The 14,733-nt window shown below is 42.9% G+C and carries 12 protein-coding genes; 6 read left to right on the top strand and 6 right to left on the bottom strand.

Annotated features, from left to right (window positions below):
- Positions 1–103: 103 nt before the first annotated feature.
- Both AC805_RS22265 and AC805_RS22270 read right to left on the bottom strand, forming a co-directional pair.
- Positions 104–3,244 (bottom strand): plasmid replication protein, CyRepA1 family, encoded by a 3,141-nt coding sequence (locus AC805_RS22265; protein ID WP_055077441.1) that lies wholly within the window; start codon positions 3,242–3,244, stop codon positions 104–106.
- 106 nt (positions 3,245–3,350) lie between these two features.
- Entirely contained in the window at positions 3,351–3,626 is a 276-nt protein-coding gene (locus AC805_RS22270; protein ID WP_156341538.1) for a LysM domain-containing protein, read from the bottom strand.
- A 218-nt stretch (positions 3,627–3,844) separates the two neighbouring features.
- Between AC805_RS22270 and AC805_RS22275 the strand changes: the two genes are divergently transcribed.
- Positions 3,845–4,996 (top strand): hypothetical protein, encoded by a 1,152-nt coding sequence (locus AC805_RS22275; RefSeq protein ID WP_156341539.1) that lies wholly within the window; start codon positions 3,845–3,847, stop codon positions 4,994–4,996.
- A gap of 338 nt (positions 4,997–5,334) precedes the next feature.
- On the opposite strand, the gene AC805_RS22280 is transcribed toward AC805_RS22275, so the two are convergent.
- From AC805_RS22280 to AC805_RS22290, 3 genes are read right to left on the bottom strand one after another with little or no spacing between them, the layout of a single operon-like run.
- On the bottom strand, positions 5,335–6,021 hold the full coding sequence (locus AC805_RS22280) for a DUF6753 family protein (RefSeq protein ID WP_055077444.1): 687 nt from the start codon (positions 6,019–6,021) through the stop codon (positions 5,335–5,337).
- 1 nt (position 6,022) lies between these two features.
- Positions 6,023–6,742, bottom strand: coding sequence for a hypothetical protein (locus tag AC805_RS22285; RefSeq protein WP_055077445.1), 720 nt, complete (start codon positions 6,740–6,742; stop codon positions 6,023–6,025).
- An 11-nt stretch (positions 6,743–6,753) separates the two neighbouring features.
- The gene (locus AC805_RS22290) at positions 6,754–7,347 is read right to left on the bottom strand and encodes a hypothetical protein (protein ID WP_055077446.1); all 594 of its coding nucleotides are present in this window, start codon (positions 7,345–7,347) and stop codon (positions 6,754–6,756) included.
- A 765-nt stretch (positions 7,348–8,112) separates the two neighbouring features.
- Here AC805_RS22290 and mobC point away from each other — a divergent pair.
- The 5 genes from mobC to AC805_RS22315 all read left to right on the top strand — a co-directional run bounded on the left by mobC (position 8,113) and on the right by AC805_RS22315 (position 12,552).
- Complete coding sequence (mobC, locus tag AC805_RS22295) at positions 8,113–8,529, top strand: plasmid mobilization relaxosome protein MobC (protein WP_009625122.1); 417 nt, start codon at positions 8,113–8,115, stop codon at positions 8,527–8,529.
- The gene (locus AC805_RS22300; protein ID WP_055077447.1) at positions 8,513–10,036 is read left to right on the top strand and encodes a relaxase/mobilization nuclease domain-containing protein; all 1,524 of its coding nucleotides are present in this window, start codon (positions 8,513–8,515) and stop codon (positions 10,034–10,036) included. The genes mobC and AC805_RS22300 overlap by 17 nt, the downstream gene beginning before the upstream one ends.
- Positions 10,037–10,145: 109 nt before the next feature.
- Positions 10,146–10,598 carry a MarR family winged helix-turn-helix transcriptional regulator gene (locus AC805_RS22305; protein ID WP_055077448.1) on the top strand — a complete coding sequence of 151 codons (453 nt, stop codon included), beginning with the start codon at positions 10,146–10,148 and terminating at the stop codon, positions 10,596–10,598.
- Positions 10,599–10,750: 152 nt separating this feature from the next.
- Positions 10,751–11,527, top strand: a complete 777-nt coding sequence (locus AC805_RS22310; RefSeq protein WP_055077449.1) for a class III extradiol ring-cleavage dioxygenase — start codon at positions 10,751–10,753, stop codon at positions 11,525–11,527.
- Positions 11,528–11,583: 56 nt separating this feature from the next.
- Complete coding sequence (locus AC805_RS22315) at positions 11,584–12,552, top strand: glutathione S-transferase family protein (protein WP_055077450.1); 969 nt, start codon at positions 11,584–11,586, stop codon at positions 12,550–12,552.
- Positions 12,553–12,630: 78 nt separating this feature from the next.
- On the opposite strand, the gene AC805_RS22320 is transcribed toward AC805_RS22315, so the two are convergent.
- Positions 12,631–14,733: ATP-dependent RecD-like DNA helicase (locus AC805_RS22320; protein ID WP_055077451.1), on the bottom strand; the 2,103-nt coding region annotated here is incomplete at its 5' end.

Raw genomic sequence — 14,733 nt, forward strand, 5'->3', positions numbered from 1 at the left:
TTGCCCCACCTCAAACCTTAGAGATGATATATCTCCCTAAAATGACTGATTTTTATATGATAGCTTGCCGTGAAAACATCTGGGTTACTCGATAACTCTGAAATTACGGGATGACCTGAGAGCAAGTCAAGAATAATTTTGAATTGAACATGACTTGGAAGTTGAAAAACAAGACTGATAGCTGTTTTTTGAGCTTGTACAGAGGGTGATAAGGGGAAATATCCGATGTGAGTAAATGGCGTAGATAAGTGACTGTGGCAATCAGCCTAGTCCAAATCGCAAACTTGCCGTTTCTTGCGATCGCCCCCTCACTATCATTTGTTATAAGGGGGGGGCGATCGCAAGAAACGGGTTGAGCAGCCGTCACCTGTTGCCGAGATACCGAGCGTCTTTCGAGAATTGCCAGCAACTCTTGCCAAGCCTCAGCATCAAGCCAACAAACATTAATCATGCCCTCATCGCCATGAATGCGCTTAGAGCAGATTTTGATACCAAGCTGATTACAGAGAATCCGAAAAATCCAAATATTGGTAGCATCTTGAGGAACATTGAAGCCCAAGTACCTTTTGATATCCGTAGCAAACTGCCGACAAAGACTACCTAAATCCTCCAGATCTGCATCAGTGTATTGAACCTCAGGATTGAGTAACTCCTTCAAACCCAAGCCCGATCTGATATAGCGTCCCAATTCATTACAAGGCTGATCTGGCAGGAAAATACCCATGCCAAACTTCGCTTGACGAGTAAACGCACGAACATCGGATTCAATGGCAAGATCCGATTGAAACAAAGCTTCCAATTTGAGAATCTCCGATCGGCGTTGCCCATCGCGATCGTATTCCACCAATTCAGGAGAAACTTGATTGAGACAATAAAACTTGGCGATCGCAGTTTTTTCTAGATCCAGTAAATCTTGATACGACTGAGACTCATTTGAGATTAATTTTTTTTGTTCGGAGGGAGATAGGATTTTTGCCCTAGAGACAGCTTGGTAACGCTCTTGCCTCGTCTGAGCTAGAGCCTCCTTGATCGACTTGCCAGAATCATCATTACCGATCGTCACGACCGTAACCTGATTGCCCTCAAACACAAGGCGTTCGAGCAAATAGTCTCGCAAAGACCACATCGCCGCATTGGTTCTCGCCTCAACACTTGCCCAAAGGTCAATGTGAGGATTGTCTAGAGAAGCATGATCCACGATAGGTAGTAACGAATCCCCTAAGCCCGCACGAATAAGACTAACCTCGCGATCCCAGCGATTTCTAAGAGTATTTTTGAGATGCATTGGAGAAGAAGAACGATCAATTTTGCAGAAATTAATACCACGTTCGGCACACCAAACCGTGCGCGGGACATTATCCCTGACCCGAGACAAAGCCTGACTTGCATCAGCATCCGTGACCGTGCCATAGAACAAACCATAGACCTTATGAAAGCGCTTGACCTCAATCGAAACACCCGTACTCATCGAAGGCGTGGCAATGATCACATCGTAATTGAATACCCGTTTATTGATATTGCTCATAAAATCTGTTTCGTGCCGACCGCCACTGGTATCAGAATTAAAAAGCAAGACCCTAATCTTGGGACGAATCGCCCTAATTTTTTCAACCAACTTAGCGATCGCCTTACTACTAGACTTACTATCCGTCGCCACAAAAACACGATTCCCCCTAGTTACATCCGCCAACAACTCCTGAATAATCGGCACATCGTTATTTGCCACAATGAAGCGAGCGGGATAACCTTCAGGTTGAAATTCGTTCTTAATCAAAAAGACATCAGCACCATCACCACGCAAAGCTTGGAGATAGTTCAAGCTAATATCTGAGAGATCGGCATCAGCAACAATTACCCGTCTCGCGACTTTCACCAAAATATGCAAACGGGCAAGCAGCGCAGAACGTTTGCCATCCTTATTACAGGTTGAACCTGAAATCAAATGTCTAAGCACCTGTTCCACCTCATCAATGACGAGATCGCAATCCACAAATTGACGGGGATCGAAAGCAAGTAAGCTATCGACACAAGCGCCAACACGAGCAGAATAAGCGGAATCAGTAATAAACTGTCCATCAGCCATATCGAGATCGCCTTTGAAATCCGCATTCATCACCTTACAGAGATTGCGAACCAAACTGACCCGATGACCGAGCAAAGCCAACTTATCCGTACCCGCGACTATCGCCGCAATTGCTTTCGTCTTGCCAGTCCCCTTAGCCGATTGCAGCGCCACAATTCCAGTTTTGGGGATGTAATCGGGGATTTGATATTGATCTAATTGAAATAAAAGGTTCATGGATAGATTTCTAGAAGGTTTAAACGTAAGTTGGCAATCTTGTTGATGTTCCCAAGCATAGGTATTTAGGGAGATCGCCGCCAAGTAAACCTGATGAAAAGCATCAATACCGCGCTCAACAATGAAATCATCAACTCCAGTTTTATCAGTACCCTCCAGCAAAGGAAGCTCAATTACCTTAACGAGACAATCAGCATCCGCAAATAGCTTGCCAGTCTTGACCGTAGCAAGAAAAACATCATGCTTAGTTTTCTCCTTAGTTTCGGCATCAAAGCAGAATAAGACCTGACGCTTGGGATTCGCGAACATAGCCAGATAGGGTTGCAGAGCCAACTTGCCATCTGTCCCCTGTATCCGTCCCATCGTAATCCCACTTAAAGCGATCGCCACATAACCCTGAGATAATAAGCAGCAAGCCTTTTTCATACCCTCACAGATGAAGATCGGAATTTGAGGATGAGTAGCTACCCAAGCCCAAAAATTAGCAGAATCAGGTAAAGCTGAGAAATCAACCTCAACTCCATAGCGATCGGCTACCTTTTTCCAAATTGATTGAGGAACTAAAGCAAAACCACCAACCTGTCCGCGTTTAACAGGGTTCTCATACTTACGAGGTTTCCCCTTTTTGTGATCGATTAGAGGGTTGCTAAGCTTGACTTGGAACACTTCAGGCTTTTCGAGAATGGGATTCCAAGAATGAATGAGCGCTCCAAACAGCTCTGGACGCTGTTGTTTACCAGATTGCCAGACAGTCCGCCACTTAGCAGGATTCCAATTCAGAGCCTCATGAATGGGGTAATTGACTTCACCACCACTTTCAATAATTTCATCTGCTATGATTTCTACATTAGCAGTAAAAAGTTCAGGCTCTACAGTACTGCCATCAATCCATTCACGATAAACTAACTCAGAGAATAAACGTAGATCTAAAGTTGTTGATTTCATCTTTAATATTAAAGAAAATAACTACAGTTTTGTTAAAAAATGTTCAGTTTAGCGTTTTTTGAGATAAAAAATCAGATCGACCGCAACACCCGATAGGGGGATAATTTCAAAATGTAGGTGAGGATCTGTAACTAGAAGTAGCGATCGCCGCCGCATCAACCTGATACATCTGAGTTAGGCTATACAGAGTATCTCCCGTTTGGACTTGGTGTAATTTAGCACCAACATTTGGAGAGCCTTTCAGACTAATATCCGATCTTGCTAACAGATTGGGAATTGTCTCAGCTTTTGCAGGAGATAACGCACCAAAACCATATCCAGCAAGAATTTCAGTAATTCCTACAGATCTAAAAACACAGTCTAAAAATGTTGTGTTTTGCACAAATGTTTTTATAAAATGTGAGATCATAATAGCGCCGATATATTCTGTCTAAATTTGCATCTATCGTTATTTCTGACAGAATTAATTTAATAGAGCATAGTAGAAAAAGCGATTTTTGGGAACACTTTTACCTAATTTTAACCTTGTATGTATATTCTCCATATTCCGTAGATATCGTAAAACATCAAAAAATGCACTTGAATATTGAGAGTCAGTTAATGAAAAAGCAAAAAGCAGACAAGCAGAAAAGTCCCAAAGCAAAGACTTCAAAGGTGAAGGCTCCTAGAGTTATGCCCGATGTATCAGAGTATATTAAGCTGTACAAAGAGTCAAACTACCCAATTCGAGACATCGCAACACACTATCAGGTATCAGTTTCGACGGTATATAACGCGATGGTTGCGTCTGGTTTTAGTGAATTTAGACCCAAGCACGCGCGTCTGAGTCATACAAGGATGTCAAAAGAAGAACAGGCGATCGCCCTATACCAAACAGGAGTGACAAGGACAGCCGTAGTCCAAAAACTCAATATCTCAGCTAAGACCCTCAACCAAGTCCTAGAAAAGCATGGCATCCCCATCCGCCGAGGGATCGATTTAGTCACCTCCGCCAATCGCGCCGCCCAGTATCACAAAGCCTATAACGATCACCACCTAAGCCTAAGAGAAACCGCAGAACTATTTGGAGTCTCCCACCCAATTATCCTGCGGGAACTAAAGCGCAATGGCTACCCAATTAGGCAAAGCGTAGACTCCAAAAATCGTCCCACCTTTAAGCTAAAACACAAGCTGGGAGGCATAGCAGGATTACCCACACCAAAACTAACACCCAAACAAAAAGAGCGTCGTCAGATCTTGATGCGGATCAGGCAGAGACGCGAAGATAACCAAAAGCTCAAGCGCCTTAAGAACTACAACCGCGCCAAAGAATATTGGCAACTGATAAATGAAGGCGGGTTAGACTTTGAGGAAGTGGGTAAACTATTTGACCTGTCAGGTAAAACCATAGAACGGGTAATTGTCCGAGCAGGAATCGACATTTCCGAAATAGCCCGCAGAGAAAAAGCCGCCGCATTCAAAGAAGAACAAGCGATCGCCCAGAAATATTGGGAGCTATATAGCAAACCGATGAGCCTAGACGAAGTGGGCGCAGTCTTTGGACTGAGCGATTCCACTGTTAGAGCCGTGTTAATTAGACATGGATATGAAATCAGGAAGCGAGGCAGGATTGAGAACAGCGATCGCAACCAGATGAAACCAAGGCAACCGAAACCAAAAAAAAATAAGCAGCAAGCCATCATCCCAGCCGAAAATATGCAAGCAACGGGAAAAGCATTAGATATGCTAATTTCAAATACAAAGGTTAAGTAATCTGCATTATGAATAGCTTTTGCTGTAAATGTTACTTGTTTACAAAAACATATTAATCAGATTATTGAACATAGTGTTTTTTTGATTAATGATATGCGTAACCAAAATCAACGCTGATCTTCATATACCCTCTGGGTTTCAGCACCATACCTAGAGAGGAACTAACATTTAGGGTGTCTCTATATTATTGACAATAGTAACGATAAATCAATGGTTTTAACCTTGCATTATTGAGAATACAGCTATTTTTCGAGAGTCCCTTCAGTTGATTTTAAAAAACACTATAACCAATTCATTGGCTATAGTGTTTTTTCGATTAATGATCGGCGCAATCAAAATCAACGCCGATCTTCATATACTCTCTGACTTTCAGGCAAAACCCAAAGAGCGCACAAACCTTTAGTAACGTACTTACCATTAAGAATAATCAAAGCATCCTTGAGGTTTTGCTGGTCTTGCAGACAGGTCTTTAAAATGTCTCGATTCCAGTCCACGAGGTTCTTTGCCATTTTGCCATTATCACTAGCTAACCAGTCTAAATCCTTTACTGTCTGGGGATTGAGACTAGGCTGAGGAGTTACTACTTTAGCGATCGCCAAACCTGAAACCAGACCCGCCGCTAAGCCAATCATCAACATCCCTGCACAGAAACCAATGAAAGGTAAGCTAATCGCCCGCCAATATCCTTGGGATTCCTGATGCTGTTTGTTTTTGATGATATTAGCGATCGCCTGACTAATCGCTACCTCCTGCTCCTTAACCGCAGTCTCGCGCAGAGTCGCCAGAAAGTCACGAAACTTTTGGATACCAACATCGAAGCCCTTGGCTAAGGCACTTTGGAGTAGGTTGGGCGCAGTGGCAACTGTCGCGGCTACCTGAGCATTAGACAAGAAAATCGCAATGTAAGGATCGTTCTGGGGAATGCCAGACTTAGCCACAATCTCGTAAATTTTGGCTTTGACAGTGGGATCGTAGTCATGGATGGCAATATCCAGATAGGTTTTAGGTTGAGGATCACTATTCATACTAGGATTTAGATTCTTTTTTCTGGACGTTTTGAGGCAGGAGATTGGTGGACTCAAAGGCTTTGTAAGCATCTCTGAGGAAGGTTTTGATCTGATTCCTGCCAATGATGCCAAATTCGGAGTAGTTAGAAGCCTCCTCAAAGGTTAGGCGTTTAGCATTGATTTCAATGCGCCTACCATCTCCTAGCTTTGGGAAATCAATCACAGCTACACCATATTCGGCGATCGCCTTCTGGATCGCTTCATGCTCGTGGAAATAACCCCATTCATCACAACGACCCCAGTTTTTGATAAACACATGGGTGATGTAGCCTTGGTAATGTTCCAGAGACTCGATGAATAGCTCGATTGAGTCACTTTCCCCATCACTGACGAACCACTTGGTGAAAGACACGCCATGCTCTTTGCCCAAGTCTAGCAAGCCTTTGGTGTTAATCCATTGCGATACAGCACGATGAGCTTGAGCGGGTAAATTGACCACAACCGTTTTCTTGAGTGCATAGTCAAAAATTGAATCAGGGACATCCGCCATTTTTTCATTTTCAGAGAAAAAAGCAGCCTTACTGTCTTTGTAAATGTTGAGGACAGTGGGATTACTACGATCCGCTTCAATACCAGCCAACGGGATGGCACGATCCTTGAGGTATTGGAGCATGGTACGCGCAACCCAGCTTTTACCCACGCCACCTTTTTCACCATCGATCAGGTTAATAATTGCCATAAGTTTGCTTCCTAATAACGATTGTAGTGTTTCAAGATTTTCTGTTGTGCTAAGTAGTCATCATCGTCGTCATCGTCTACAGGGACAGACTTGGGGACAATACTTTTGGGCTTGCTAGACTCAGCCTGATTAGTCTGTTTTAGATCCGAATTCATTCTGGTAGTCGTAGGTTGAACGTCCTTGGTTAAGCCAATAACATTCTGATTAATAGGCGGTGAACTAGGATAATCATCCGAAAACTTTGCGGGTTCTGACGGCAAAATTGACAGAGTAGGAGCACCCGAAGCTTTTGCGGCTTTAGTAGCATCGCGTTTGGCTTTTGCTGCCGCCTTTTTATTTTCCACATCGATCTTCTGTAAATACTTTCGTACTATCTGTCCAGAGATGGCAATGTGTAGTTCATCGGCAAGTTTGTTGCTGACTTCTTCATAGGTATATCCCAGAGCGATTAGAGATCTAATCCCACTTTCCAAAGCTCGGATGATGTCGAGTTTGGTTTTGGGGTTGTTTTTCTTCTGAGGTTCATTGACCCAGCGCTCTGATAAAGCTACTAATTTATCCGTATCTAAGTCCGCTAACGATGAACGTGAGGGATCTTCAGTCATTGTTTTAGCTGTTATTTAGTGGATGTAAATTCCTAAACTGTTGTCAAAAAATCCCCCAACATGGAAATCTTTGACCCAGATTAATTTCTATATTGGTTTTAATACCTCCCAGTTTATTACTTTTTTCAATCATACCCATTGCTAAAGAATATTGGTTTGCTTTGCTTAATAAGATTTTTACAATTTGTTAACGACCATGTAATTCCTGTCAATATCTGGCATCTCAGAGTTTAGTTTGCCAAGAAAGTATTAAGTCAATCCTTGTCTTAGATTATTTTTATACTCAGACCTTAATTTCTATGTCTTAAGTATTATTTTTGAGTGATAATTCTGTACGGTTTGTTTACCAAAGCTGTACCTTTTATCGTTCCAAAATGATTCCAAAGTTGTACTAAAATGATTCCATAGTTGTACGGATCGATGACGCAGCTACAACGATTTTGCGTCGTTTGATGGGGATGCGTCGCGTGTAGCAAGCTATGTTGCTTGTCGGACAAAAAAATCGCTATCGCTCAATTTTTGTTCGACGGCAACATTACGCTTGCCAAAGGGGAGTACCCCCTTTGGAATCCCCCCAATCCAAATGATAAAAAGCAAAGAAATTCAAAAAACAAACTAAATACAGAATTAATACTTTAAAATTTAAGGGTGTGTAGGTAAAGATTAACTGTAAGAGTAACTGATAGCTGCGGCTTATCAAATTCTTTGTGATTTGTATATATTTTTGACAACAATTAAGCAGGATAAACTTTAGGAATAACAGCAATGACTTTATCCGTTAAACTGACAGTGCGAATGACTGAAGATGCGAAAGCTTCATTAGACAAGAAGGCAAGTAAACTGAAGGTCAAGCCAAGTGAGTTTGTTCGATTTGCAACTGATAATTACGATCCACAGACACTACCAGTTCAACAGCCCAAAGTTGATTGGGACACATATCACCTGCTTGGGGAACTTAAATTTGAGTTGAATAAAATTGGGACAAACATTAACCAGTTAGCCCATGATGCAAATCTAAGTTTGTTGATGGGGAGTCCAATGCAACCCCAACTTGATGAACTGACTGATTTATCTAACCGTATCAATCAAGCTATTGGTTTGATATTTGGTGTGAGGTCTCAAATTATAGAGATAGCAGGTTTAACCTATAAAGCAGAAAAAGAGGATGATTGGGAAAATTAGCAAAGGAAGTGGCTTTCGGGGATGTCTATACTATGTACTGGGCAGAACTGGAGCAGAAATAATTGATACGAATATGGATGGTGACAGTCCACGCAGTCTAGCAAATGAATTTGCAATATCTCGCCAACTTCGCCCAAAGCTGAATCAAGTAGTTTGTCACGTAGCACTTAGCCTTCGTCCTGAAGAGCATCTTAGCAATGCTTCTTGGCAGAGAGCGATCGCCCAATATCTCAAAGAAATGGGCTTTACCAATAATCAGTATGTGGCTGTAAAGCATACTGACAAAGAAAATCACGAACACATTCATCTCGTGACCAGTCGGGTGCGGATGGATGGCTCAGTGGTTTCTGACAGTTGGGATTGGACGCGCAGCCAAGATGTAATCCGCAAACTAGAGCAGAACTTTGGACTAGCGGCTGTACCATCAAGTTGGGAGAGCAATCGCCAAGAGCAAACTAAAAGTCAGATAGATAAGGAATTAGAAACGGGCAAAGCCACTGTAAAGCGTCAACTTGCAGACAAGATCGATGCAACTTTGGTAAATACCACTTCACTACCAGATTTTATTGAGCAATTAAATCTTGAAGGGATTGAAGTTAGGGTTGACCGAGATCGCAAGGGAAAACCGAAAGGAATTGCTTACAAATTTGATGGAGTGAGCATGGCTGGCTCCAGTGTGGGCAAGGCTTATTCCTTACCGCGTATCTTGAAACGGATAGAAAGTGTCTCTGAGCAGAGGATACACCCTAATATTTCCTCTATGGCATCTCACATATCGCAAGTAATCAGAGAGCAAGTAAAAACAGGGATGACCATGCCTCAGTTGATTGAGCAATTGAAACATTCAGGAGTAGATGCTCATGTCAAATACACGCGCACCAAAAAGATTAAAGGCATTTCCTATAGTTTGGGAAGTAACAGCATTCAAGGTAATGAGCTAGGGAAAGAGTTTAGCTGGGGAGGACTTCAGAAGTATTTACAGGTCAGTTACGATCCAGCACGCGATCGCTCGATTATTTTAGAGATGCAAAGTGCTGACCAAAAGGCGATAAATCAGCTTGCAGATTCGGTTCATCAAGCCGAACAGGGTTTATCAGATAGCTTGTTAAACGAGCTTGTGATTGAGTTAGAAAAACAGCGATCGCTTAAAGTCCGTAAACCAGACCAATTTGAAAATATTACTAAAGCGGAAATCTCCATTAACTTAGAGCAGGGCAGAATTGATGGCGCTCAGATGATTGCAGCAATCTGTCATCAACTCCTCAACGAGCTAGTGGCTGACAGTTTTGGAGAAGTGGGTAAAAATTCTTACGGTATCCTACGAAGTGGAGATAGTCTCACCGTTGAGAGATTAATAGGCGATCGCCAAGTTATCTTGCAAGCTGAGGGGCAAGAAATTAAATTAGTCAACTTGAGTGAATTGGACATTCAAGAATTTGGTCAGGCTTGGCAGCATCGCTCTCAAGCACAAAAACAAAGTATTGATTCACAACCCAAAATTGGTTGATCTATGATGAGCTGCTTTGCAGCTAGTCAAGGAATGGCGATGATTCGCGCTGCCATTTCTTGACTAGTTCTATAATATTACTAATCAGAATAGTTCTAATGACAGTCAAATGACCTCAACACAAAATAAATCTGTCCAAGCTGCCCAAGAAGAATTTATTCCCACAATGCGCGAGTTAGTCAGAACCTATCAAACATTTTCGGCTTATTCCGAAACCCATATCCGCCAATTTGATCTTACGCCTGCTCAATTTGATGTGATCGCGTCCCTTGGTAATACTGATGGCATGAACATGGGGGAGTTAGGCGAAAAAACTTTAATTACTAAAGGGACTTTGACTGGGGTAATTGATCGCCTAATCCAAAAAGAATTAGTAACTAGAGAAACACCTCTAGATAATCGTCGATGTGTGAATGTGCAGTTAACGCCAAAGGGACAAGAGGTTTTCGAGCAGGTCTTTCCAGTCCATATTGCTCATATTAAAGAAAGGTTTGAGAAACTAGAACCCTCAGAATTACAGTTACTCAAAGTTTTACTCAACCGTCTTAGACAGGCTTTTTAAATTTGAGTGGCAGCACAAAGTGCCGTTACTCATATTTTGATTTTTCATTGCATCATCCTGTTGGCTTATTGACAACTTAAGCTACAGAAACTAACTTATAAATATAGTTCTAACTAGAACTATTCTAAATAAAACATAGCTTTGTCAACATTATGGACAGCTTACCCACAATTTTTGTATCCCACGGTGCGCCAGATTTACCGATTCGGGAGGGTGCGGTTAGGGATTTTTTGCGATCGCTGCATCAGCAATTTCCTAAGCCCAAAGCAATTTTGGTGATCTCGGCACATTGGCACTCTGATTCCCCAATGGTGAGCGCTGTGACTAAGCCTAGAACTATCTATGACTTTTCAGGATTTCCCAGCCAACTCTATGAATTGAACTATCCTGCATTAGGAGCGCCAGAACTGAGCGATCGCGTAGTTAAACTACTAACACAGGCAGGTATTTCCTGTGGAACTCATCCCAACAGAGGCTTAGATCATGGAGCTTGGACACCCTTGTTTCTAGCATATCCAGCCGCCGATATTCCCGTGACGCAGCTATCAATACAGTCCTACCGCGATCCTCTCCATCATTGGCAAATAGGACAAGCTTTAGAATCTTTACGCCATGAAGGTGTGTTGATTATCGGCAGTGGTAACGCCACCCACAATATGTACGCTTTTAATGAATCCTACAATGCCGAACCTCCTGATTGGGTGCGTGTTTTTGATCAATGGCTTGCCCAAAACATTTCTGAAGGTAATCAGGAAGCATTACTGCAATACCGACTACGCGCCCCCTATGCCAAAGAGAACCATCCCACAGATGAGCATCTAATGCCTTTATTTGTGGCGATGGGGGCAGGAGGTGCGAAAGGGAAGCAACTGCATAGTAGTTATATCTATGGTGTTTTCAGTATGGCAGCTTATGCATTCACAAGTTGAAGTGGGTGCAAAGATTTCACTTCAGTAGAATTCAATAAAATTTAGGAGTAAATAAAATGGCACTTGGTCAATTGGTTGATGGCAAATGGACAACAGAATGGACAGAACGCAATGATAAGGGGCAGTTTCAGCGTATGTCCACACACTTCCATCAGTGGATTACCGCAGATGGTTCCAGTGGCTTTAAGGCAGAATCTGGACGCTATCATCTCTATATTTCCTTGGGATGTCCTTGGGCACATCGCAAGGTGCTGTTATGGAAGTTAAAGGGATTAGAGAATATCATCAGTCTATCGATAGTTGATCCCGTGATTAGCGAGCAAGGCTGGCAATTTTCTGACTATGCAGGATCTATTCGCGATACGGTGAATCATGCCGATTATTTATGGCAAGTATATGTCAAGTCTAATCCGAACTATACGGGACGGGTTACAGTGCCTGTATTGTGGGATAAGCAAACCAATCAGATTGTCAATAATGAATCGCGGCAAATCATCCAAATGTTTAATTCTGAATTCAACAAATTCTTGGATTCAGAATTTCAGAACATCGATTTTTATCCGCCACATCTGCGTGATGAGATTGATCGCATCCTTGATGACATCTACCAGCCCATCAATAATGGTGTATATCGTTGCGGATTTGCCACTTCTCAAGGAGCCTATGATGAAGCTGTCACGGAGTTGTTTCAAGCCTTAGAAAAATATGAGGCACTCCTCGGACAGCAAAAATATCTATGCGGCACGCAAGTAACCCTTGCAGATTGGTGTTTATTTACAACTCTATTTCGATTTGATTTAGCTTATTACGGATTATTCAAGTGCAATGTTAAGCGCTTAGTAGATTTCCCAAATCTATGGAACTATTGCCGCGATTTATATCAATATAGTGATGCTCAATCCGTTTGCAGTATCGACCATGTGAAGCGGCTCTATTATGCAGGTCTACCCGAACTCAATCCATCTCGTATTGTCCCAAGAAGTCCAGCGATCGATTTTGGGCAGTTGCATAGTCGTCATTTGTAGCCTGCTGCTTGCAGCCTATCCATATATTACAAAACAGAGATTGCTCATCCATTGTAGTTAAACCGCGTTTGTTTAGAATTAGTGAGATGCCAATTTAGATAAACGTTTGGCGAGATAAGTATATCTCTGCCGATCGCTGACTTGTTTTACTGCCAGCCCGATCGCCTTCGACTCCCCGACGATGATGGCAAGCTTTCGCGCACGAGTTAGACCTGTATAAAACAAGTTACGAGATAGCATCAGAAAATGCTGCATAAATAGAGGCACGATCACCACAGGATACTCGCTGCCCTGCGCCTTATGGATCGTCGTCGCCCTCGCCAGAGCAATCTCATTGAGATCGGCATGATCGTAAGTCACTTGCCGATCGCCAAATATAACCGTGACTTCTCGTTCCTCCAAATCTACACCCGTAACCGTACCAATGTCACCATTGAAAACCTCACGGTTATAGTCATTCACCTGCTGCATAACGCGATCGCCTAAGCGGAAGATTGTATTCCCATACTTAATTTCGGGCTTCATCGCATCGGGAGGATTGAGTAATTGTTGAAGAACAACATTGAGATTGCGCGTACCAACATCCCCTCTAGTCATCGGACAGAGAACCTGCATATCTTGCTGAGGGTCAAAGCCCAGACTGGGTAACAACTCCGTAATAATGTCACAAATACCCTGCTGACCAGCTTCAGCATTGGGCATTTCTAGCCATAGACAATCGGACTGGGGTTGATTAGAAACCTTTTCCATGTTTGGAAACTTACCCGTGTTGATACGGTGAGCATTCTGAATAATTTGACTTGCCTGAGCCTGACGAAATACTTCAGTGAGAGTGATTACAGGAACTTGCTGAGAATCAATTAAATCTTTGAGAACATTGCCCGCACCGACACTAGGAAGTTGATCGGTATCGCCGACAAGAAGTAGTTGAGAGCCTAATGGAATCGCCTTAACTAGAGAAAAGGCAAGAAACAGATCCAGCATTGATGCTTCATCAATACCGATCGCCTGAGCTGTCAAAGGATATTCCTGATTGCGTTTAAAGCCCATTGATTTCGGGTCAAACTCTAGAAAACGGTGAATTGTCTTAGCTTCACAACCTGTGACTTCCTGTAATCGTTGAGCCGCCCGACCCGTTGGTGAAGCAAGGGCAATCTCCTTACCCATCGCTTTCCAGAGCGCAACAATCGTGCGGGTGGTGGTAGTTTTACCTGTGCCTGGCCCACCTGTGAGAATTAACACCGATGAAGTTGCCGCCATCTCCACGGCTTCCCGTTGTTTGGGCGAGAGTTTGATATTTCTTTGGGTAGTGTAGCGATCAATCCAAGCGCTAATACGCTGAGGATCTGGATGATGTTTATGTTGCAATAATTGATAAACCCGTTCAGCAAGATTTTGTTCCGTATGGAAGTAAGTGGGTTTATAGCAGATAAACTCTCCTTCTAATCCTTGCATCACCAAGCGATCGTTGATGGAGAGATGGAGAACAATCTTAGAGATGGTTTCAGGATCTGGTTGATAGTCTTCGAGAGCAAGCAGTTTGATGGCTTTCTCTTCTAGTTCTGGGCGCGGTAAATAGCAATGACCATCTTCAGCAGCTTCCCCTAAACAGTGAAAGATTCCCGCAATACTGCGAAATTCGGAGTTAACTCCAATGCCAATATTTCGAGCGATCTGGTCGGCAGTAAAGAAACCAATGCCATAGATATCCGTCGCCAGTTGATAAGGATTTTCGGAAACGGTCTGAATGGAATCATTACCATAATGCTTGAAGATCTTGACTGCATAGGTGGTGGATACTCCATGTCCTTGCAGGAATACCATGACCTCCTTAATCGCCTTTTGCGTTTCCCAAGCAGTTTTGATCATCTTCACCCGTTTCTTGGCAATGCCAGGAACTTCAATCAGACGGTCAATCTCATTTTCAATGATGTCAAGGGTATCTAAGCCAAAACGAGTGACGATACGTTTAGCAGTGACTGGTCCCACGCCTTTAATCAGTCCACTGCCCAGATATTTCTCAATTCCTGTAATCGTGGCGGGTTTAGTTTCACGGTATTGAGTGACTTGGAACTGGTCGCCAAATTTAGGATGCGATCGCCATGTACCTTCTAGAGCGAGAGTCTGTCCTGCTTGGATATTGGCAAAGTTACCGACTACGGTGATTAGGTCTTGAGCCTT

This window comes from Pseudanabaena sp. 'Roaring Creek', assembly GCF_001402795.1.
GTDB lineage: Bacteria > Cyanobacteriota > Cyanobacteriia > Pseudanabaenales > Pseudanabaenaceae > Pseudanabaena.